Origin of the sequence: Capnocytophaga sp. oral taxon 864 (assembly GCF_002998835.1) — a bacterium.
Classification (GTDB): domain Bacteria; phylum Bacteroidota; class Bacteroidia; order Flavobacteriales; family Flavobacteriaceae; genus Capnocytophaga; species Capnocytophaga ochracea.
This window is the reverse complement of sequence record NZ_CP027232.1, coordinates 1,378,095-1,398,936: the sequence shown is the minus strand read 5'-3', so window position 1 is coordinate 1,398,936 and position 20,842 is coordinate 1,378,095. Positions and strand designations below refer to the sequence as shown.

20 protein-coding genes, 1 other RNA gene, 1 pseudogene and 1 riboswitch are annotated in these 20,842 nt (G+C 39.6%); of the genes and pseudogenes, 18 read left to right on the top strand and 4 right to left on the bottom strand.

The genetic code is table 11. The features are described 5' to 3' along the window. Positions 1–451 precede the first annotated feature (451 nt). Entirely contained in the window at positions 452–1,522 is a 1,071-nt protein-coding gene (locus C3V44_RS06110) for a hypothetical protein (RefSeq protein WP_106095888.1), read from the top strand. 63 nt (positions 1,523–1,585) lie between these two features. Here the strand turns inward: C3V44_RS06110 and C3V44_RS06105 are convergent, their stop codons facing one another. Next, entirely contained in the window at positions 1,586–2,395 is an 810-nt protein-coding gene (locus C3V44_RS06105) for a helix-turn-helix domain-containing protein (RefSeq protein WP_106095887.1), read from the bottom strand. A gap of 108 nt (positions 2,396–2,503) precedes the next feature. Here C3V44_RS06105 and C3V44_RS06100 point away from each other — a divergent pair, with 108 nt between their 5' ends. The 6 genes and pseudogenes from C3V44_RS06100 (at position 2,504) to C3V44_RS06075 (ending at position 6,557) form a co-directional block, all read left to right on the top strand. Beyond that, a complete protein-coding gene (locus C3V44_RS06100) occupies positions 2,504–3,064 on the top strand; it encodes an NAD(P)H-binding protein (RefSeq protein WP_106095886.1) in 561 nt (186 codons plus the stop codon). A 385-nt stretch (positions 3,065–3,449) separates the two neighbouring features. Continuing rightward, positions 3,450–3,599, top strand: a pseudogene (locus C3V44_RS12580) (DapH/DapD/GlmU-related protein); the annotation flags it as partial. Between the two features lie 20 nt (positions 3,600–3,619). Next, the gene (locus C3V44_RS06090; RefSeq protein ID WP_106095884.1) at positions 3,620–4,165 is read left to right on the top strand and encodes a nuclear transport factor 2 family protein; all 546 of its coding nucleotides are present in this window, start codon (positions 3,620–3,622) and stop codon (positions 4,163–4,165) included. 33 nt (positions 4,166–4,198) lie between these two features. Beyond that, positions 4,199–5,209, top strand: a complete 1,011-nt coding sequence (locus C3V44_RS06085) for an alpha/beta fold hydrolase (protein WP_106095883.1) — start codon at positions 4,199–4,201, stop codon at positions 5,207–5,209. Positions 5,210–5,229: 20 nt separating this feature from the next. Beyond that, positions 5,230–5,688 carry a cupin domain-containing protein gene (locus C3V44_RS06080; protein ID WP_106095882.1) on the top strand — a complete coding sequence of 153 codons (459 nt, stop codon included), beginning with the start codon at positions 5,230–5,232 and terminating at the stop codon, positions 5,686–5,688. 26 nt (positions 5,689–5,714) lie between these two features. After that, a complete protein-coding gene (locus tag C3V44_RS06075) occupies positions 5,715–6,557 on the top strand; it encodes an aldo/keto reductase (protein WP_106095881.1) in 843 nt (280 codons plus the stop codon). A gap of 85 nt (positions 6,558–6,642) precedes the next feature. On the opposite strand, the gene C3V44_RS06070 is transcribed toward C3V44_RS06075, so the two are convergent. From C3V44_RS06070 to C3V44_RS06060, 3 genes are all read right to left on the bottom strand, one after another. Next, positions 6,643–7,062 carry a SlyB protein gene (locus tag C3V44_RS06070; RefSeq protein ID WP_106095880.1) on the bottom strand — a complete coding sequence of 140 codons (420 nt, stop codon included), beginning with the start codon at positions 7,060–7,062 and terminating at the stop codon, positions 6,643–6,645. 75 nt (positions 7,063–7,137) lie between these two features. Beyond that, the gene (locus C3V44_RS06065; RefSeq protein ID WP_106095879.1) at positions 7,138–8,217 is read right to left on the bottom strand and encodes a winged helix DNA-binding domain-containing protein; all 1,080 of its coding nucleotides are present in this window, start codon (positions 8,215–8,217) and stop codon (positions 7,138–7,140) included. Further along, on the bottom strand, positions 8,217–8,549 hold the full coding sequence (locus C3V44_RS06060; RefSeq protein WP_106095878.1) for a MerR family transcriptional regulator: 333 nt from the start codon (positions 8,547–8,549) through the stop codon (positions 8,217–8,219). The genes C3V44_RS06065 and C3V44_RS06060 overlap by 1 nt, the downstream gene beginning before the upstream one ends. A 323-nt stretch (positions 8,550–8,872) precedes the next feature. Between C3V44_RS06060 and C3V44_RS06050 the strand changes: the two genes are divergently transcribed. From C3V44_RS06050 to C3V44_RS06000, 11 genes are all read left to right on the top strand, one after another. After that, positions 8,873–9,649, top strand: a complete 777-nt coding sequence (locus C3V44_RS06050; RefSeq protein WP_106095876.1) for an SDR family NAD(P)-dependent oxidoreductase — start codon at positions 8,873–8,875, stop codon at positions 9,647–9,649. A gap of 67 nt (positions 9,650–9,716) precedes the next feature. Beyond that, positions 9,717–10,049, top strand: coding sequence for a hypothetical protein (locus C3V44_RS06045; protein ID WP_254425404.1), 333 nt, complete (start codon positions 9,717–9,719; stop codon positions 10,047–10,049). A gap of 145 nt (positions 10,050–10,194) precedes the next feature. Beyond that, positions 10,195–10,597: a transfer-messenger RNA gene (gene ssrA / locus C3V44_RS06040) on the top strand. Between the two features lie 194 nt (positions 10,598–10,791). Next, on the top strand, positions 10,792–11,964 hold the full coding sequence (locus C3V44_RS06035) for an AraC family transcriptional regulator (protein WP_106095875.1): 1,173 nt from the start codon (positions 10,792–10,794) through the stop codon (positions 11,962–11,964). A 599-nt stretch (positions 11,965–12,563) separates the two neighbouring features. Further along, on the top strand, positions 12,564–13,367 hold the full coding sequence (locus C3V44_RS06030) for a CPBP family intramembrane glutamic endopeptidase (protein WP_106095874.1): 804 nt from the start codon (positions 12,564–12,566) through the stop codon (positions 13,365–13,367). A 280-nt stretch (positions 13,368–13,647) separates the two neighbouring features. Beyond that, positions 13,648–13,938, top strand: coding sequence for a hypothetical protein (locus C3V44_RS06025; protein ID WP_009417596.1), 291 nt, complete (start codon positions 13,648–13,650; stop codon positions 13,936–13,938). Between the two features lie 77 nt (positions 13,939–14,015). Continuing rightward, a complete protein-coding gene (locus C3V44_RS06020; RefSeq protein WP_106095873.1) occupies positions 14,016–14,897 on the top strand; it encodes an SDR family oxidoreductase in 882 nt (293 codons plus the stop codon). A 39-nt stretch (positions 14,898–14,936) separates the two neighbouring features. Then, on the top strand, positions 14,937–16,241 hold the full coding sequence (gene brnQ / locus C3V44_RS06015; protein WP_106095872.1) for a branched-chain amino acid transport system II carrier protein: 1,305 nt from the start codon (positions 14,937–14,939) through the stop codon (positions 16,239–16,241). A 44-nt stretch (positions 16,242–16,285) separates the two neighbouring features. Next, positions 16,286–16,376: riboswitch (TPP riboswitch) on the top strand. 95 nt (positions 16,377–16,471) lie between these two features. Further along, entirely contained in the window at positions 16,472–18,634 is a 2,163-nt protein-coding gene (locus tag C3V44_RS06010; RefSeq protein WP_106095871.1) for a TonB-dependent receptor, read from the top strand. 98 nt (positions 18,635–18,732) lie between these two features. Then, entirely contained in the window at positions 18,733–20,373 is a 1,641-nt protein-coding gene (locus C3V44_RS06005; RefSeq protein ID WP_106095870.1) for a C10 family peptidase, read from the top strand. Between the two features lie 5 nt (positions 20,374–20,378). Next, entirely contained in the window at positions 20,379–20,834 is a 456-nt protein-coding gene (locus C3V44_RS06000) for a hypothetical protein (RefSeq protein WP_106095869.1), read from the top strand. Positions 20,835–20,842 lie beyond the last annotated feature (8 nt).

Here is a 20,842-nt window from a genome sequence, read left to right as displayed (position 1 = left end):
ATTCTCGTATGCAAACTACTTATACAGAACGCACTACAGGGAGTTTTTGTTAATCGTTAATTGTCAATTATTAATTATATAGTAAAGATTTTCTTACTGTTCGAAAGTATTGGAACAAACTAAAAGAACGACTAAAAGAAGAGGGAAATGAAACGGTGTCAAATTGTCACCAGTTGAAATTAGAAGCTACTGATAGTAAAATGCGACTTACTGATAAAGCTAAAGACTACCTTAAAATTGAGGAGTCATAGCACAATACGCAAGTTGTAGCACGACAAGCAGTAAATAAAATTCACTCGGACTTACCCCTAAATGTTGTTGTACAAAAAAATACTCATTAATTATCTATTCATTAAAATTAATTTTGTACTTTTGTTGTGAATTTAAGGAAATGAGATTCTTTTTACTTAGATTCTTGTGTGTTTATATTTATTAACTAAATAGTTATGTTATGAGAAAAGTAATAAAGAAAATACTACTTACTATCCTTGTTATTTTCTTGCTCTTAACCGTATTGCCCATAGCGTATTTCTTTATTTATGGGTTCTTCCTTCGTGGTGATATTAGTGAAGAAAAAGTAAATTACCTTAAAGCTAATAGTATAATATTACCGCCTGAATGCACAATCTCCGATACAACATTATTTGCAGAGGTTAATACACCTACTGTGTTTATGTTTGGTGAGATTCACGGATTTGCGAAGACACAGCTTTTTGACGCTCAACTTTTGATATACCTGAACAAAAAGTTTGGAGTTACTGATTATTTTAATGAATTTTTTACTGAAGATGCTGAACTTCTGAATCAATACCTAAATACTGACACTCCTGATGAAACGTTATTGAAACAACACTTCAACAACCTTAAAGAGAATATCCCGCAGCGCCAAACACAGGAGTATCTTGAAAAATGGAAGATACTTTACAACTATAATCAAACACTACCAAAGGATCAGAAGATACGAGTTTATGGACTTTTAGGTAAACAAGAAGCCTTTAAGCACAATCGCGATAGTGTTATGATGAGTAATTTTGATTTAACTATCAAGCAGTTAGATAGTGTGAGTAATACAAAAAGAAACTATTATTGCTCTTTGGGTAGCGGACATATCTATCAGGAAAAATACAACGCGAGAAAATGTTTTGCTACTCTTCTAAAACAGAAAGATTATACAGTGATTTCTGTGATGCATCGCCCTTTCGATTCAGAAATGTATCTTCCAAAAGGTTTGGGTATGCCAACGAGCCCTAACGAGATGATTTCTTGGGCAAACTGCGATGGGCCTATCTCCTATTTCACAAATGCAGAAAATTTCAAAGAAGCCTCTGAAAATCCTTCAATAGTGCTTTACAAGCTCAACAATAAAAATTCTCCTTATGCACACTGTCAAGATGTTGTTGGTTTCAAATCACCTATTAGTTTCCTTATGGGAAAGATAACGCCTGACGAGGATAAATATACTACCGATTATTTTCAATATGTTTTAGTAACCAGAGGCTGGAAAGGTCCAAAATTACCATAGTAAGCTTCCGTAGCTACAAAAATAAACTCCCTGCGTGATACATACCACACGGGGAGTTTATTATTACTGATAAAATTCACTCGGACTTACCCCTAAATGTTGTTGTACAAAGCGAGAGAAATAGGCGGTGGAAGAAAAACCAAAAAGATCGGTGAGCTCGGTGATAGAGTGTGTTTTTTGTTGTAACAGTTTTCGTATATGTATAGTAGTAAGGCGGTTAATCCAGTAGAGGGCATTGCGCCCGCTTACCTGCTTGCTCACTTCCGATAGGTGCTTGGGCGACACAAAGAGCTTATCGGCATAATACCCCACTTCGCGATGTCGCATATATTCTTCTTGTTCTAACAATGCCATAAAACGCACCATAAGGTCATTGTTCTGAAAGGTTATTTTCTGCTGACCAAACAACGAGGTATGAATATCAAAATAATCTAACATAAGTGTTTGCACTGCATTTTGTAGCACTTCCTCTTGAAAAGCGTGAATGGTATCGGTGAGGCGGTGTTTTATTTGCTGAAAATCGTATTGCAGTTGGGAAAATTGTTTTTCAGTAAGGGGCATAATAGGGTTTGCAAACAGTGCCAACGCCCCTCGTATGCCATAGTTGCTACGCGGGGTACAATATTCAGCATATTCAGGAGTCAGATAGATACAAGTAGCCTGTAAGTTGGGAGAAGTCATAACAACCTCTATAAACTGCTGATAAACAATAATCATTGTTTGCCCAGCTTCGAGCACAAAATTTTCTCCGTTGTACTGAAAAGCATAACTACCCGCCTCGCACAGCACGTGAGCTATACAATGCCACAACTCCTCACTACCCAAGCGGTGAAGATTGTCTTCAATAATGATATTTTCGCTATTCATACTCATAATGCGACAAAGGTACAGAAAAATTTGTAAAAACTACCGCCTTTTGTATAACAATCCTTTGAAAAAAACGCCGTACCTTTGCTTCAGAATCTTAAAAGTACAAATATTATGACAAAAGTACTCGTCATTGGAGCCACAGGTTCCTTGGCTACCGAAGTGATTAAAACCCTTGAAAAGAACCCTAACGTTACCCTTACTCTTTTTGCTCGCAACATCAGCAGGCTTAGTGGTAATCACACTAAAATACAAGGTGACGCCCTCGAAGTAAACGACCTAAAGAAAGCCATTTTAGGGCAAGATATTGTGTATGTAAACCTCGCTGGCGGCCTCGATATAATGAGCCAAAACATCATTGTAGCAATGAAGGACACGGGTGTAAAACGCATCATTGCCATTAGCTCTATTGGCATTTATAAAGAACCCGTAAACAGTATGCTCATTCCTTATCGCAAATTAGCCGATAACATCGAGGCATCAGGATTGACCTACACGATTATCCGTCCCGATTGGTTTACTAATGGCAATGAGATTGATTATTACATCACCCAAAAACCTGAACCCGAAGTAGGCGGTGCGGTATCGCGCAAGTCTATTGCCGATTTCATTAGTAAAATCATCGCTGACCCTACTACTTACGAAAATGCCAATGTAGGGATTAGCAAACTATAAAATTAAAAATATGGAAGTATTAAGAGTAGACCCAAGACAAATAACTCCTGAAGAACACGCTGAAGGAGTGCGCCAAGCCCAAGTGCTTTTTAAGCTAAACCATACAATGCCCTTTACCGAAGAATATGATGCTCTTTTGCGCGAACTCTTTGGAGAGAATATGGGCAAAAATGTACGTGTAATGAACGGGCTCACTGGTGTGTGTTTCCACAAAGTAACTATTGCTGATAACGCCCTTATTATGAACAACTGCTTGATGATGGGGCGCGGAGGTATCACTATTAACGAAGGTGTGCTAATAGCCGCCAACGTGCAACTCATCTCCAACAATCACGACCTATACGACCGACAAATATTGCTCTGTAAACCCGTGCATATCTGCAAAAATGCGTGGATAGGAGCAGGAGCTACTATTCTGCCGGGTATAACTATTGGTGAAAATGCTGTGGTAGCAGCCGGAGCAGTGGTTACCAAAGATGTCGCCCCCAACACTATTGTAGGGGGTAACCCTGCTAAATTTATTAAAAATGTATAACTCAAAAATCTAAAGATACAATGAAATTTCGTAACATTATTTCCGCAATGGCTTTGGCATTTATCGCTTGTCAGGCCCCACAAAAACAAGAAAATAACAATAATATGCAAGTAGAAACTTTAGCAAAAGACATTCAAGAAATCAAAGACCGTATGGCTTTGAAAAACGTGGTCGATACATTTTCTAACCTCGCCGATGAAAAGAAAATAACCGAGCAAATGGAACTTTTTACTGAGGATGCTGAGGTATCCTCAATAGCTGACGGCAAAATAAACTCTACTTATGTTGGCAAGAAAGCCATAGGTGAGGCTTTTGCGAAATATCTCGCCCTCTTCCATACGGTGTATCATATCAATGGACAGCAAACAGTAGAAATTAATGGTGATACTGCACACGGCATTAGCTACTGCCAAGTAGTGCTTATCGGCAATATCGACGGTAAGGAGATGCAACGCAAAGCAGGGGTACGCTACAGCGATACCTACGTAAAACAAAATGGCAAATGGCTCATTAAAAAACGTGTGTCTAACTTTATGTATAACGAAATGCAAGCGGTACAGAATTAAATCCAAAAATTAGTCATTAAAAAAGAAAACTTTATGAATACAAACAAACCATTAGTAATTACTGCACAAGGCAGTTTCTTTGTAGGTGGTAATATTATAAAGAACGAAGGTACTTATAGTACCTTAAAGCCTATGTCGCACGACGGACAAACTTTTCACGGCGACCACGCTTATGTGAGCTATCAAATTCCTGAAAATCCACATCGTTTGCCTTTGGTATTTTTGCACGGAGCAGGTCAGTCAGGTAAAACGTGGGAATCTACCCCCGATGGGCGTGAAGGATTTGGCACTATCTTCCTCCGTAGAGGCTTTGCAACCTATATCCTCGACCAACCTCGTAGGGGGCGTGCTGGCAACTCCTCTGTATCAGAAGAAATAACTGTACTGCCCAATGACCAGTTTTGGTTTGAAAACTTTCGTATGGGTATGTACCCTAATCTGTTTCCTAACAGTCAGTTTCCTAACGATACTGAAAGTCTTAATCAGTTTTTGCGCCAAATAACACCTAATACTGGGGCGTATGATTTAGAAGTAATAGCCTCAGCTACTGCAGCCCTTTTTAATCGTATAGGCGAAGGTATTCTTGTTACGCATTCACAAGGAGGGGGACCTGGTTGGCAAACAGCTCTTAAAAGCGATAAAGTAAAAGCTGTCATTTCATTTGAGCCTGGAACAGAATTTGTATTCCCAAAAAACGAAATGCCTACAGTGCCAACGCCTGCTAACGATGTAGCAAACATCTCACTTTCACAACCTATCAGCTTAGAACTCTTTAAAGCTCTTACTCGTATTCCTATCGTTATCTATTACCGCGATAACATACCCTCAGGTACTGAGCATTGGGCTTTCAACCGTTGGTATGAGCGTGTGCAAGTAGCCAAAGCCTTTGCTGAGTGTGTGAACAAACACGGGGGTGATGCCTTAGTGGTGCAATTGCCCGAAAAAGGCATTAGAGGTAATAGTCACTTTATATTTGCTGAAAAAAATAATCTTGAAATAGCTAATTTGTTAAGCAATTGGCTCGCTGAAAAAAAACTAAACTAATAAACTAAAACACAACAACAATGACAGAAGAAAAACAAATCACTAATAACCCAACGGGAGGCAATGCAGGTAATGTTTTTGCCATAGGGCAACCTAATGAGGCTCATAGAGAATATTTCACTGGTAAAAGCTACCTAAACGCTTTAGTAGTACCTGATAAGAGCAACACTATCAATGTAACTAACGTTACTTTTGAACCTAGTTGTATTAACCATTGGCATAAGCACACCACTGAGCAAATTCTATTAGTAACCGAAGGTATAGGTTGGTATCAAGAGTGGGGAAAACCTGCTCAACTGCTACAAAAAGGAGACGTGGTAGTAGTGCCTATAGGGGTAAAACACTGGCACGGAGCAAGTAATAAGAGTTGGTTTGCTCACCTCTCTATTATGGATACCGCTAAAGCCCAAACCGAATGGTTAGAACCTGTAAGCCAAAAAGATTACGAGAAATTAAGTACGAGTTGCACAGACAATTAACAAAAAACTAAAAATAAGAATTACAAATGAAAAACATTGAGTTAAACAACGGGGTACAAATGCCCCTATTGGGTTACGGTGTATACCAAGTAAACCCCGAAGAATGTGAGCGCTGCGTAAGCGATGCTATCTCGGTAGGCTACCGAATGATTGATACTGCCCAAATCTACAAAAATGAAGAGGGGGTAGGCAATGCCATTAAGAAAAGTGGTATCGACCGCAAAGAGTTCTTTATCGTTACCAAAGTGTGGATAAGCAATGCAGGCTACGAAAAGGCAAAAGCCTCTATCGAAACCTCTTTGCGCAAACTCCAAACTGATTATATCGATTTGCTACTCATTCACCAGCCTTTTGGCGACTATTATGGCTCTTATCGCGCTATGGAAGAAGCCTACAAAGAGGGCAAAGTGCGTGCTATTGGGATCAGCAACTTCTATGCTGATAGATACCTCGATTTGGCATACCACTGCGAGATAAAACCTGCTGTAAACCAAATGGAAACACACGTATTCTACCAACAGCAAGACCTCCAAGAGCTAATGAAGAAATACGACACCAAGCTAATGTCGTGGGGACCTTTTGCCGAAGGTAAAAACGATTTCTTCGCCAATCCTACGCTCAATGCTATTGGTGAAAAGTATCACAAAAGTGCTGCCCAAGTAGCTTTGCGTTACCTATTACAACGCGATATAATCTGCATTCCTAAGTCAGTGCGCAAAGAGCGTATGGAACAAAACCTTAATGTATTTGACTTCCAACTCTCAGCGGAAGATATGAGCCAAATAGCTGCTCTCGACACCAAGCAAACGCTGTTTTTTTCTCGCCGAGACCCTGCTTATGTAGAGATGATACTACAATATGGTAATTAGCAAATTAGCAAATTTGCTAATTAGTAAAAATCCCGTGTGGTACTTGTACCACACGGGATTTTTTAATAAAACATCTAACTTGTATCTATTTGCTAAATTCTACTTCAGCATTTAGTTTAGTTATCTTTTCTTGTAATTTAGTGATGTCTTTTTGCAATTTCTCAATACGACGATTACTTTTGGCTAAATCCTTGTTAGCCTTACTAGCTTTGCGCAATGCCTTTTCAGCTTTGTTCGCTTTTTTAGCACTTGCCGAAGCCGAGTTGGCATCACTAAAAGCATCCGTACGATTGGTAGCTTCTTCATTAGCTTGCGTAGCCTCAGTTTGCAACGACTGATTATTGCTTTGCTCTTGAGTGAGTTTCATTTGCAATTCGTTGAGCTCAGAATTGAGTTTTAAGGCTTGCTGTTGATTTTCTAAGCGTTTCATCTCTGGTGATTTAGCTGTACCACAGCTCGCTAGTATAAAGGAAGCTAACACTCCCATTAAAAGTACTTTTTTCATAATTATATTATTAATATTTTAATGCTGCAAAGGTAATACATAATTAACAAATGAGCAAATGAGGGAATTAGAAAATTAGTTATCTTTTTTACAAAATCTTACAAGTTGGCTGGTAGCCTCTTGCAAACTCCGTTTCCTTACTTTGGTTTTCTCAGTAAAAAGGTCGGTAGTTAAGTTAGTTGCTTGTTTATCAATACTCGCTTTCCAATTGCCTACAACTCTGCCTTCGTGCAGAATAACAGGTTTGAATATACCAAACTTATTATGTGCCTTTGCTTCGTGCTTTTTGTCGAGAGCTACCCAACGGCTTTTATAGCCTATCAGATACTCATCGTACGGCGGAAGCAAATGCATTGTTTTTGTGTAATCGGTAGCTTCAAAGTTATTGCGATACAGATACATTGGAGTACTTTCTACCGAAACTTCTTCTAATTCAGAGGCAATCCCCTCTATAGCTTTCTTACATTGCATTTTAGGCAATCCCGACCACCACACAAAATCCTCTAACAAGGCAGGTGAATGACTCCTGAAATACTTCTGTGCCAGTCGTTTCAAAGCCTCATCAAGGGGAATAATAGCTGTTGTAGGTACTCTTTCGGACAATAAAGCCCAAGTAGCCTCCTTGCCTTGCATCACCCCCGAACACAAAAGTCCTTCAATCTCAGCACGCAATAATAAGGGATTGAGTAGTTTATCATCAGGTAAAAGCCCCAAAGCTGTGAGTCTGTTAGCAATAGCTTTTTTAGACAATGAGTTACCTCCAGAGAGCAATTCACATAGAGCATGAGCTACCTCCTCAAAGTAATTTTGGGCAAACACTGTACTGATACTCTTTTGCCAAGATTGCAAAGTACTCAGGTTGCGTTCCTTGCATAAAGGAAGTAACCAGCCTATATCCGTTTTGCTCACCACTTGCACCGTACAGCGCAAAAGATGAAGACGTAAAAGTTCAGCCTTAGCAAAAGCCTCTTGGAGTTGAGCCAATTGCGGGACACTCTGCCGTATACCTATCGCCCAACGGAAATAATTATAATCCTGTGCCTGCATAGCTCCTTGCCACACTACAATATCCTCAGGTTTCTCATATTGAGGAGAAAGCAGTTGCTGGTGTAACAATCTCAGTGTAATAGCCTCTTGCCTACTTATTGTTCTCATCAATTCATCTGCTTATTAACTAATTGACTCATCTTGGAGAGTGTTTCCTCTATCATCGCCATACGCTTCTTTACTTTCTCTACTGAAGCATCTAACGTGTACCCCTCATCAAGGAGTTCTTTGATGAGGAGTATTTTTTTGATATTCAGGTAATCATACCGGCGGTTTTTCCCTTCTTCTTCCGTTAAACTGGTGATAATTCCTTTCTCTTCCCAATAGCGTATTTGTCGGGTAGGGATACCTGTAATTTGTGATACTTCCCCTATGCCCACTACCAATTTCCGCAGAAAATCAAAGTCTAACAAGAGTTCTTTTTGTACTTCTTTTGCCATAGATTGTAAATAAATTACGAAATAAGTTGCAAATATACAAATAAATACTTTATCTTTGCATTTTGTAAATAATCTACAATTAAAGAAGATAATTAACAAATGAATACAGAACTTAAACAAACTCTGCAATTTGTCTTTTTTATAGCAACACCGCTTTGCTTGGTAAACAGCTTTATTACAAGCGATAAGTTTAATCTTTGGAATGATTGGGGTCTGAAGTTTTTAATCTCTTACGCAATATCATTTCCTCAGGCAGTACTTTATGTTTCCTTAGTAAAATGGTATAAAAGAAGAAAATGTAAAATCAATAAACAAATATCAAAATGAAAAACTTAAACAACAAGAATGCCGTAATTACCGGCGGAAGTGATGGTATTGGCTTAGGAATAGCCAGAGCCTTTGCCCGTGAGGGCGCGAACCTATTGCTCATAGGTAAAGACCCTGAGAAACTACAAAGAGCCCAACAAGAGCTACTAAATGAGTTTGGCGTGCAAGTACACACCCTCTCTGCTGATTTATCAAAAACGGAGACAGTAACTGAGGTAGTGAAAAACATTGAGCAACTGCTACCTACGGTAGATATTTTAGTAAACAACGCTGGTTTGGGCAAGTTCGTGCCTTTTGAGCAAGTGGACAATACCTTATACGATGCCCACTTCAACCTCAATGTAAAAGCGCCTTATTTCCTTACCCAAAGTCTGCTTCCTGCTTTGGTGAAAAGCAAAGGGAATGTTATTAATATCTCGTCGTATTTTGCGCACCGAATGCTTCCTAACCGCGCAACAACTGTCTATTCGGCTACTAAAGGAGCGTTAAACTCTTTTACCAAGGCGTTGGCTTTTGAAGTGGGACATTTGGGCGTACGCGTAAATGCCATTGCCCCTGGAAGTATTTCTACACCGCAATTCAACCGCAATTTGCAAGCCCTTACCCCCAAAAAGCAAGCCGCTTTTGAGACTATGGTAAAGGAAATTTACCCTTTACAACACATTGGCACGCCTGAAGATATAGCCAAAGCTTGTGTATTCTTAGCCAGCGACAATGCTTCGTGGATTACAGGCACTGTGCTTGCTGTAGATGGTGGGCTCACTACAAATTAAAATTTGCTAATTTTCTAATTTGCTAATTATTACTATTTTTGTCCAACGATAGCTTTTGCAGTAGAATATGTACTTAAAAAATACAATAATTAAAATAAAAAAACTCTTTTTACTGCTATGTGTATGGGCAGCACTCCCCGCTGTAGCGCAAATCTCCGACGACAAAATCCTGATCATAGATGTTAGTTACCTCAAACAAGGTAGTAGTTACGGACAGTTAGGAATACATTTCAACTGTTATGACAGCAAAAAGTTTGCGCTATCAGTGGGACTTGCGGGCAACTTTCGTTCGGAAAACAGATTAGTCGCTATCCCTGAAGTACAACTCTCTGCTTGGCTAAGAACCGATGACTCTCATAGTGGTTTTATAGATATCCCTGTGTTAATGTTACGCTCTTAACTGAATTTCTCTCCCTATTACTTTGCCCCCGAAGCTGTTTTCCAAATCCTCTTTTTTATGTAAAAGTATAAAATAAAAGATGGGCAATTGTTGTGAGTATGATTATTTTTTGTACCTTTGCACCGAATTACAGAAATGAACACTTGGGGTCGACCGGTTTTGACAGTAAGTGGCATTAAATAGTAAGCATACCGAGCTGTGAAATGAATGCTCGATAATCTCTATTTCAAAATTTTAAATGGCGAGAATAACTACGCTCTTGCTGCCTAATCTGAAGTTTAGTAAGATTGCTGGCTAAGTCCCTACAAGGTAGGGAAGCGAGATGTCTCTGAAAAGCTCTTGTTGACGGCGTTTCGTACAGAGGCACCATAAAAGTCAACATTGAACCTGCGGTACGCTTCTGCTAACGGTTCTTAAGCAAAGGAAGCTAAGCGCAAAATGGGCGGTGCTCGGTCAGTTTTGCGACGAAAATCAAACGAGGACTAAGTATGTAGAAAGCTTTTTGATGACTTATTTGGACGAGAGTTCGATTCTCTCCGACTCCACATTACAATTTCATTATAGAACGAGAACTAAATAGAAAAACACTTCTATTTAGCTCTCGTTTTTTTATTCATTTTAGATGCTTTATTCACTATATTTGTTATATTTTTTTTCATTTATTTACCATTAAGTAGTAAAGTTATTGGCGTTTTCTTGTATTATCTTTATATTTGCGCCTTTAATAACAACGAAGATAATAATGGATACGCTCTTTACTATCGGCATTTTCCTTTGTTTTTTCCTCTCTGTATTGCTCTTTACCAAACGCCCTAAAGCCTTATCGGATAAGGTGCTGGGGATATGGTTGGTGTGCATTGGTATTTATCTGCTGAATTACTACCTGCATTATTTGGGCTATTGGGAGAAATATCCTCATTTAGTAGGAGCGACGCACCCTTTTCCGCTTTTGTTTGCTCCTTTTGTATATTTGTACGTATTGGTGTGTTCACGTGAAGACCAACATTTTCATTGGCGCGATAGCTTGCACTTTTTACCTTTTTTCTTCACCTACGTTGTGATGTTTCCCTTTCTTTTTGGCTATTCGGCGACTGAAAAAGCAATGATAGACCAAGCCGATTACCATAGCCCCTATCAATGGTTATTTACAATTTCGTTTGTAGCTTTTGTGACCGTGAGTGTGGTGTATATTGTATTGGCTTATCAGAAAATCAATCAGTATGAGCGGGTAATAGGCGACAATTTTGGCTATAACGAAGGTATTAGTTTGCAATGGCTACGACTGTTGCTCATTGGGTTCGGGCTGATTTTCTCAGTGATGATAGTGGGATATATAGTGCAATTTCTCTTAGAAATAGAGATAGGAGTTAATATAGAACTTATTTTCTTAACACTCTTTGTCTTACTTATAGGGCTTATTGGCTTCTGGGGCATACGGCATCAGGGAATTTTTAGTGTTGAAAAACAAAAGCCTTTTATAAAGAATCTAGTCTTGTCTGACAATTCTCATAGGTCAGACAATATTGAACCTTCTTCATTCTCCAAAACTCCTGAATACCGCAAATCTGGATTGAAAGCGGAAGATGCAACTAGCTTACACCAACAGTTGCTCACACTAATGACTACCGAAAAACCTTATCTCGAACCTAAACTCTCCTTAGCTCAATTAGCTGAAATGTTAGGTGTACTTCCTAACCACCTTTCACAAATTATCAATCAATACGAAGAAAAGAATTTTTATGACTTTGTGAACAGCTATCGTGTCGAAGAGTTTATCACTTTGGCGAAGAAAGACATTGATAAGAATTTTAATCTTTTGGGGCTTGCCTATGAAGCGGGCTTTAACTCTAAGTCTTCTTTTAACCAAGTTTTCAAGAAGATTACGGGTAAAACACCGAGTGAATTTGTAAATTAGGTGCGAGAAGCATAGTTTAGCACGTCCAAACTCTCACGCTACCCCCTCTTTTCACTCCCTCCGATCCGTCCGCCCCGCACAATTCTTCCGGTGAATAAAATCTCTCTAACCTCTTGCCTCACTGCCATTCGTCATTCATCTCTCGTCTCTCGTCATTCGTAATTCGTCATTAAAAAAGCGTCCATTCCCTCACGCTTGGGCGATGCACCTTGTTTTCCACCATACCTTTGCCCCAGAATTTTAAACGTATTACGCAATGAAAACCTTTTTGAACATCGTTCTTTTTTTAGTGCTTCCGCTTGTAGCACACGCACAAGATATTACCCAAACACTTAGGGGTACTATTTATGACCAAACTGGATAAATAGAGCTCAGTAAAGCTACTTTGGTTATCCCTAATATCAGTTATAAAATAGAATTTTGAAAGTAAAAGCCTCACCCCCGTTCCCCCTCTCCGAAGGAGAGGAGGCAAGCCGTGAAAGCGATTATTGTGAGAGGCTAAACATTGTCTTTATTTTAAAAAATGCTCACTTTTGCAGATTGTCCCCCTTCGGGGGAACGGGGGCTTTCTCATAAATTGAGTTTAACTCTTAAATAAAATGAAAAAATATAATCACCCTATTTTGTTTTTCACCCTTTCCCTTGTGATTCCTTGGGTATTGTGGTTTGTGGTGGCTTATTGGAGTCACCAGCCAAAAGCACCTAATGCTTTTTGGACAGGTTTTTTTGAATTGGCAGGCTTATTTGCTCCTGTGGGAGTGGCTACCTATTTATTTACACGCAATAAGGAGCTCTTATCCGACCTCAAAACGCGTTTTATTGGCAGAAATTTGCTCACCAACCGCTATTTTTGGATTACCCTCTTGTTTCCACCCCTTTCCATTGTGGTGGCACAGCTACTTTCGCTCGGTTTAGGACATAGTCTCGACCAGTTTTACATTTCGGGAGAGCCTAGTTTCAGTTCAGCGCCTTTCAACGCTTGGTTTGTGCTCTGTTTGGCGCCGGTGCTCGAAGAATTGGCTTGGCATACTTACGGCACTGATGCCTTGCGTAGTAGGTGGAGCTTGTTCACCTCATCGCTTATCTTTACTGTGTATTGGGGGTTATGGCATTTGCCCTTGTTCTTCGTAAAGAACTACTACCAAAGCAACATACAAGCTGAGGGGTGGCTCTATACAGCCAACTTTTTTGTGAGTCTGTTTGCCTTTGTGTTTATCATCAACTGGCTGTATTACAAATCGGGGCGCAACGTGCTGGTAGCCATATCATTCCATTTGGTAGCCAATGTTTCCAACGAAATCTTCGCCACCCACCCCGATAGCAAACTGATACAAACAGGCTTATTCGCGCTACTCGTGGGATATATATTAGTGAAAGAGAGACGATTGTTTTTTAGTAAATAAAGCCTTCGTTCCACCGAAAAAGCTAATCCTAAAAGGTAAAAAATCGTTGATATTCAGCTAGTATTCGGTGAATGTATCATTAGTGACCCTTGTAGAGCCACTGTAGAGCCACTGTAGAGCCACTGTAGAGCCACTGTAGAGCCACTGAAGACCCACCTTAAATTCGTTTAGTGTATAGTTAAAATATATCTATCTGTCATTCGTCATTCGTTATTTATTATTTTATTTGGCGGTTAGTAAATAAAGAAGTACTTTTGTTAAACCAAATTGTATTCTGACTATGAAGAAATCAAAATTAGGTGTCATTCATTTTCTTACCAAAGAAGAAGGCGGACGACAACACCCTCCTACCGGTGAGGTTTATTATGCCAGCACTTACATCGAGCAATTGCCTCAACCAAATTGGAGCATTATTATTGAATTTGAAGAGCCTATGAAAGAAAGTGAATACAGTGCTTTGTGCCAAGTGAGGTTTCTTGTAGGTCACGCCCCCGCTTATATCTTAGACGAACTTCACGAGCTCAACGTGTATGAAGGTGCTAAAATCGTAGGAAAAATTGTGTTCGATTAGTTATTTTTCGTCGCAAATTTAGCCAAAGTTTAAACATTAGCTAAGTTGAAAGTCTTAAATCAATTTATTGAAACAGTATGAAATCATCAGAAAAAATATTATTAGCCGGAGCGACCGGTTATTTAGGTCAGTTTATATTAGCTGAACTCTTAAAAAAAGAATACCCTACCCGCATTATAGTGCGCAATAAGTCGAAAATAGCACCCGCCTTACTTACCCACCCGCTATTAGAAGTAGTCGAGGCTGAGGTAACAAAACCCAATACTTTACTCGGTGTGTGCGAGGGGGTTACCCAAGTGATTTCCGCTGTCGGAATTACTCGGCAGAAAGACAAACTCACCTACGAGCAAGTAGATTATGCGGCTAACAAGAACTTGCTTGACGAAGCACTGCGCTCGGGGGTACGTAAGTTCGTATATATTTCCGTATTAAACGGCGAAGCAATGCGTCCTATTGCCATTGGGGCTGCCAAAGAGCGTTTTGTAGATACCCTTAAAACCAGTGGAATGGACTACTGTATCGTGCGTCCATCGGCTTTTTACAGCGATATAGCTACCATCTTTTCAATGGCAAAAGAAGGTAAAGTGCGCCTGTTTGGCAAAGGGCAATACACTATGAATCCTATTCACGGCGAGGATTTAGCCGAGGTGTGTGTAGCGCAATTAGAGAGCTCCGAAAAGGAAGTGAATGTAGGAGGGGCTGAGGTGTTCACCCAGTATGAAATCGCTGCTTTGGCTTTCGAGGTGTTACATAAGCCTGTGAAGGTCGGTTTTTTGCCTGATTGGGTACGGAAGTCCGTTTTGAAAATAGGCAAATATCTCTTGCCTAAAAGTGCTTACGGCACTATAGAATTCGTTTTCACCGTAATGGCAATGGATTCGGTAGCGCCAATGAAGGTAGGAAAACATAGGTTGAAGGTATTTTTTGAGGAACTTCGAAATAAATATTTGCATTTGTAGTATAAAATTACTATTTTTGCAAAGTTATTCTCTACCTCTATGCATCATATTCGTAAAAGCAAATGGAAAACTATTACCACCGTAGGCTTCGCTTTATTTGCGATGTTCTTTGGGGCGGGTAATCTTATATTACCTCCGTTCATAGGTTTAAGAACGGAAGGTGAATGGGGTATGGCGTTGTTAGGCTTTTTTATCACCGCTATTTTAGCTCCTTTTTTAGGGGTGTTAATGGTGGCTAAAACGGGCACTCACTTCACTGATTTAGGGAAGAAAACGCACCCTTGGCTCATTAAAATCCTTACGTTATTAGTTATTTTATGCATAGGTCCTTTGGTAGCTATCCCACGCACCGCTGCTACTACTTTTGAAGTAGGCATACAGCCCTTATTACCTGCTTTTCCTAAGGTGTGGTTCATCGTTTTATTCTTTGCCGTTGTAACCGCATTATCTATATCGAAATCCAAGATTGTAAGCATTATAGGCAGGTTTCTCACTCCTTTTCTGCTGATAGTTTTAGTACTGCTTATTGTTTTAGGCGTATGCTTTCCCCCCGATAGTATTACCTCTACGGCATTTACCGCCACCGAAAGTTTTTCCTTAGGTTTCTTAGAAGGCTACCAAACAATGGATTTGCTGGCTTCGGTCATCTTTGCAGGTATTGTTATTGCAGCAGTAATAGATAGTGGCTATACCTCACGTAATGAGCGTGTTTCTGTTACTTTTGCGGCTGGAATGCTTTCTACGCTCTGTTTGTTGTTTATTTATGGAGGGCTTATCTACTTAGGCGCCACTACCGATTACCCTTTAACTGATAGCGTACAACGCACTGAGCTTCTGTTACACATTTCTCATTCTGTTTTAGGAAAATGGGGTACTATTACTGTTGCCTTAGCTATTGGTTTTGCTTGTCTTACTACGGCTATTGCTCTTACATCGGCAGTGGGCTTGTTCTTTGAAGAAGTAACTCACCAACGCATCCCGTACAAAGTAGGTGCTATAGTCTGTACGCTCATTTCATTAGTATTATCAATTAACACGGTGGATAATATTATCAATTATGCGATTTATATTCTGCTATTTATATACCCCATAGTCTCTACTCTCATTATAACCGTTTTATTCTTCGACCGCTTTGTAAATAGCAAATTACCCTATATTTTAAGCGTATTGGTTACTGCTATTATTTCCACTATTGATAGCTGTCAAACATTAGGACTACCCTTTGATAAGCTTTATGAAATTAAAAGCCTATTACCTTTGAGCGATTACGGTTTAGAATGGTTTTTACCTGCCTTGCTAACTTTTATTATTACAGCTTTCATAAAAGGCTTTCAGAAGAAATAATTAGCGTATTATTTGCGGTTTTGATATTTATTTGTACTTTTGCGCCGTCTCATAAGGGGTGCTGTAACAGGCTGAGATTATACCCATTGAACTTGAACGGATAATCCCGTTGAAGGAATGAAACTAAGCAATTGGAGCTTGTTTTTGCTTTTGGGTAGCATAAACAGGCTTTTTTATTTTATTAACACACCAAATAATAGCCTCTTTTATTTGTAAATATTTATTTTACAATGAAAAATGTACTTTTGTACACTGCTATTTGCCTTACGACATCGGCAATGGCACAACAGGCAATAGAGCCTGACTCTATCGTCCCTTCACCTAAGCCCATTCAGTTAGACGAAGTATTAGTATCGTCCGTGAGGGCTACCAAAAAACTTCCCGTAACCTTTTCTAACCTCTCTAAGGAGGAAATCAAGACCAAAAATTTCGGTCAGCAAATGCCTTTGTTGTTAGGTCAGTTACCTAATGTGGTAAGCTATTCCGAAGATGGTTCGGGCTTCGGTAGTAGCAATATGTTTGTACGAGGGAGCGATTTGTACCGTACTAATGTTACTATCAACGGGGTACCGCTCAACGACTCCGAATCACAAGGGGTATTTTGGTACAATCTCTCCGACTTTGCTTCCTCTGCCGAGAGCATACAGTTGCAACGCGGAGTGGGTACTTCTTCCAATGGAGCAGGAGCTTTTGGTGCAAGCCTAAACGTTCTCACCGATGCTGTACAAGAGCAGGCATCAGGAGAGCTCGCTAACTTCTACGGCAGTTATAATACTCACAAACACAGCCTTAAACTTTCCACCGGAAAACTCAACGACCGTTTTGAGCTCAGCGGACGCTTTTCTGTTATCAAGAGTGATGGATATCGCGACCGCGCTTCTTCCGACCTTAAATCCTACTTCTTACAAGGCGCTTATAGCCACGAGGGGACGCTCATCAAAGGATTGGTATTTGGTGGCAAGCAAAGTGTCTATCTCACTTATCTGGGAGTAGATAAAGAGACTTTGAATAGCAATCGCCGTTATAATCCTGCGGGTGAATACAAAGATACCGCTGGTAACAAACGTTTCTATGAAAACGAAACCGATAACTATCAGCAAGACCACGCCCAACTGCACTGGACACAACAGTGGAATACGGCGTGGCATACGCAACTTTCCTTCCACTACACCAAAGGTAAAGGCTATTGGGAAAACTATGAGAAGAAAAAATATTCTAAGGTAGGCTTGCCCAAAGTGCTTGACGGGGCAGGCAAGGAGCAAAAAGCATACATCATCCACCAACAAGGATTGAACAACGATTTCTGGGGAACTACTTTTTCGGCGAACTATCAGAAAGACGGCGTGCAACTGCTCTTTGGAGGATTGCTCAATCGCTATGAAGGGTCGCATTACAAAGATTTGCTATGGGCAGAAAAAGCGTCTTTTGTGTATGGCAATCGTTATAGCTACGAAGGACTCAATACCAAAGAAGAAGCAGCGGGTTATGGCAAACTCACTTGGCAATTTGCTCCTAAATGGAGCCTGTTTGCCGATGTACAATTCCGTCACGTAGGGTATAAGGCGAATAAATACAAAATAGACGAAAGCCTTAATAGTTTCAACCCTAAGGCGGGTATTACCTTCTTCTTGAATGCATATAACGACCTTTACGTTTCTTATGCTCGTGCTACCAAAGAGCCTAACCGCTCCGATTACAAGAGTTATTACGAAGCCTTACAGGACGACCCTAATGCAAAGAAACCTATCGCCGAGAAGCTCAACGATATCGAACTCGGTTGGCGACTCACCACCCCCAAAGTACGTTTAAATCTCAATGGGTATTATATGGGCTATGAAAACCAATTGGTGCTTTCAGGGAAACTCAATAGCACCGGTTATCCTATCCGTGAGAATGTGGGTAAGAGCTATCGTGCAGGAATTGAAGCCGATGCGATGGTACAACTCTCAGAACGTTGGTTGTGGTCGCCTAACGTAGCTTTTAGCAAAAATATAAACAAAGATTATAAGAGTCAGGATGCTGAGGTAGCTACTCGCACTATTAGTTGGGGCAATACCCGCATTTCGTATGCTCCTGATGTAGTGCTCGGTAATACCATTACTTTTATACCTATTGACGGCTTTCAAATAGGTTTGATTTCTAAATATGTAGGTGCACAATATGTAGATAACACCGAGCGTGAGGAAGCAAAGCTCGATGCATATTTTGTGAATAACCTCAGTTTGCAATACGAGTGGAAACCTAAAAGCACTTTCAAATCGGTATTGTTTTCGGTAATGGGTAATAACATTTTCAATACCAAATACACTCCTTACGGCGATAACGGCTACGGAATGGTGTATATTCCCGCTGCCGAAGCGAATTACTTAGCAGGCGTAACGCTCAGTTTTTAGGAGATAAAAGATAAAGCCTGCTATAGTTTTTGTTACTTTGTTTTGAAGTTTCCATTTCTTTTATTATCTTTGTCGCGTAATAAAAAAACAAACCTTATATGAGAAAGTTTTTACCTGTTTTTATCGTAGCAGGACTCTTCTTTTCCTGCCAACGCGAAGAGGCAGATGCCCCGTTCGCAACCGACACAGATATTTCAGTATTACCCAATACTGAAACGAAGGCTTCCAACGATGGACTTTTAGGTTGGGTGGCTCTCACAGGGCAAACCCATATTTCGGCAGAAGAAGCCCAAGAAACCGCTCTCGCTACCGCAATGCAAATGCGTGAAGTAGAGGGTATTGTTACCAAAGCTCCCTTAAAAATTGGCTCGATTGAGGTAGTAAAAGGCGACACTCGTAAGCCTTACGTACCCACCAAAGGCAACGCAAAACCTGAACAAGCTGATGTGTACATTGTAAACTTTGCCAACAACCAAGGCTATGTAATTACCTCAGCAGATAGGCGCGTTCCTGGCGTATTAGCCTACAACTCCTACGGACATCTTGGCGACACTATTAGCAACCCAGGACAAGCAATACTGTTTAGCTATATGCAGGAGTACATAGAAGAACAACGCGCAGATTTTGAAGCCAATAAAGAAAAATTGGCTACCCAAGAGGAAGAAAATCTATTTAAAATTCTCCCTAAAAAACAACAAGAAAAACTTATAGCCAAAGGGCTTTTTAATGAAGAGGGGAAAAGATTAAAAAGTAAATATCATTATTATGATGAACATAATCCTAGGCAAATTCCAGAAGGAGGTTTTAATTCTCACGAAGAATATTGGAAATGGTTTTGTGATGATCCAAGAAATTTTGGAAGAGAATTTCAAGATGAAGGATATGCTGCTTATGATAAATGGTATATGGGATATGTTAAGCCTCCTCTACTAAAAACGCTTTGGGGGCAAAGTGGTAGATACAATGATAAAGTTTCTAAATATTGTGATGCTGATGGAGACCAATCTCCTGTAGGTTGTGTAGCAACTGCTGTAGGACAATTATTAGCTTATCATAAAAAGCCAGCTATTTTTAAAGGTAGAACGATGCATTGGGAGGATATGACTAAAATAGATAGTGGAGATATGTTCTCTAATATGAGAAGTAATAGTATTTTGAATAATCCTACCGCTACAGAAGATATTCAATACCTTTTAGCACATTTAGGAGATGGTGATTTATTAGCAATGAACTATGGTTGTAGAGCTGATGGGGGCAGTGGCTCAAGCAGAGCTCTTGAAGCATTACAAAAATTAGAATATAATGTTCATACAGAAGACTATGAAAGAAATAATGTACTAAATGAAATAGAAAAAGACCGTCCTGTATATGTAGAAGGTTGTTTGAATAAGACAGAACGCAAATTTTTAGGAATTCGATATTACCTAAAATACAGCGATTGTCACGCGTGGGTAATAGATGGTTATGCAGATCAAAGAAAAAGAACTATAATTTATTATGTTTTTAGTTGTTCTGCGGATGATGTTACAACTTCTTATGAGGGGTATAAAGAAGAAAGCAATGAATTTTTTCATCATAATTTTGGATGGGGAGGATCTCCTACAGGTTTTAGCTATGGAATAGGTACAGGATGGTACAATATTATACTTTTAGGACACCAAAGAGGACATTCTAGAACTTTTAAATCTCCCAATACTAATTTTAAGTATAATAATAAAATAATAACTGTTAACAAGTAGTTACTATGAAAAGAATAATGTTTTTAGTTTTAGCTATTGTTTTATTTAGCTGTAAAGATAAAGGAGGGGTGCCTTGTCAAGTACCTCCCCCTGACTTTAGTATGTGGGTAAACAAGAAGTCTGAGGTTTATAAGGAATTTATCAATGAAAGAGGAAACATTGACTCTACTCATATTGCCCTATACAAACAAGTAGATAATACAAAAAAAGAGTATCCAATGCAATTTCATTATGAAACAAACCCTCAAGGAGAGACATATTTATATGTAGGAACTCAACTTTGGTTTGAGAATGATGTTTACACTGGAAAAGCAGAGACGCTCTACCTTCAAAACGCTACCAAAACCTACAAAATTGAGGTAAATGGCTATATGAAGGATACAGACTGTGGGCTTGTGCCTATCACTAATGAGATATATGTAGATGGTGTAAAAGTAGAAAATCATTACTTAGCAAAATAATCTTAACC

What these genes read in the sequence shown, in the direction of transcription:
- C3V44_RS06000 (WP_106095869.1), top strand. Translation starts at nt 20,379, where the DNA reads ATGAAAAGAATAATGTTTTTAGTTTTAGCTATTGTTTTATTTAGCTGT.
- C3V44_RS06010 (WP_106095871.1), top strand. Translation starts at nt 16,472, where the DNA reads ATGAAAAATGTACTTTTGTACACTGCTATTTGCCTTACGACATCGGCA.
- C3V44_RS06105 (WP_106095887.1), bottom strand. Translation starts at nt 2,395, where the DNA reads ATGAGTATGAATAGCGAAAATATCATTATTGAAGACAATCTTCACCGC.
- C3V44_RS06025 (WP_009417596.1), top strand. Translation starts at nt 13,648, where the DNA reads ATGAAGAAATCAAAATTAGGTGTCATTCATTTTCTTACCAAAGAAGAA.
- C3V44_RS06085 (WP_106095883.1), top strand. Translation starts at nt 4,199, where the DNA reads ATGAATACAAACAAACCATTAGTAATTACTGCACAAGGCAGTTTCTTT.
- brnQ (WP_106095872.1), top strand. Translation starts at nt 14,937, where the DNA reads ATGCATCATATTCGTAAAAGCAAATGGAAAACTATTACCACCGTAGGC.
- C3V44_RS06070 (WP_106095880.1), bottom strand. Translation starts at nt 7,062, where the DNA reads ATGAAAAAAGTACTTTTAATGGGAGTGTTAGCTTCCTTTATACTAGCG.
- C3V44_RS06060 (WP_106095878.1), bottom strand. Translation starts at nt 8,549, where the DNA reads ATGGCAAAAGAAGTACAAAAAGAACTCTTGTTAGACTTTGATTTTCTG.
- C3V44_RS06030 (WP_106095874.1), top strand. Translation starts at nt 12,564, where the DNA reads ATGAAAAAATATAATCACCCTATTTTGTTTTTCACCCTTTCCCTTGTG.
- C3V44_RS06065 (WP_106095879.1), bottom strand. Translation starts at nt 8,217, where the DNA reads ATGAGAACAATAAGTAGGCAAGAGGCTATTACACTGAGATTGTTACAC.
- C3V44_RS06100 (WP_106095886.1), top strand. Translation starts at nt 2,504, where the DNA reads ATGACAAAAGTACTCGTCATTGGAGCCACAGGTTCCTTGGCTACCGAA.
- C3V44_RS06090 (WP_106095884.1), top strand. Translation starts at nt 3,620, where the DNA reads ATGAAATTTCGTAACATTATTTCCGCAATGGCTTTGGCATTTATCGCT.
- C3V44_RS06075 (WP_106095881.1), top strand. Translation starts at nt 5,715, where the DNA reads ATGAAAAACATTGAGTTAAACAACGGGGTACAAATGCCCCTATTGGGT.
- C3V44_RS06005 (WP_106095870.1), top strand. Translation starts at nt 18,733, where the DNA reads ATGAGAAAGTTTTTACCTGTTTTTATCGTAGCAGGACTCTTCTTTTCC.
- C3V44_RS06045 (WP_254425404.1), top strand. Translation starts at nt 9,717, where the DNA reads ATGTACTTAAAAAATACAATAATTAAAATAAAAAAACTCTTTTTACTG.
- C3V44_RS06110 (WP_106095888.1), top strand. Translation starts at nt 452, where the DNA reads ATGAGAAAAGTAATAAAGAAAATACTACTTACTATCCTTGTTATTTTC.
- C3V44_RS06080 (WP_106095882.1), top strand. Translation starts at nt 5,230, where the DNA reads ATGACAGAAGAAAAACAAATCACTAATAACCCAACGGGAGGCAATGCA.
- C3V44_RS06035 (WP_106095875.1), top strand. Translation starts at nt 10,792, where the DNA reads ATGGATACGCTCTTTACTATCGGCATTTTCCTTTGTTTTTTCCTCTCT.
- C3V44_RS06050 (WP_106095876.1), top strand. Translation starts at nt 8,873, where the DNA reads ATGAAAAACTTAAACAACAAGAATGCCGTAATTACCGGCGGAAGTGAT.
- C3V44_RS06020 (WP_106095873.1), top strand. Translation starts at nt 14,016, where the DNA reads ATGAAATCATCAGAAAAAATATTATTAGCCGGAGCGACCGGTTATTTA.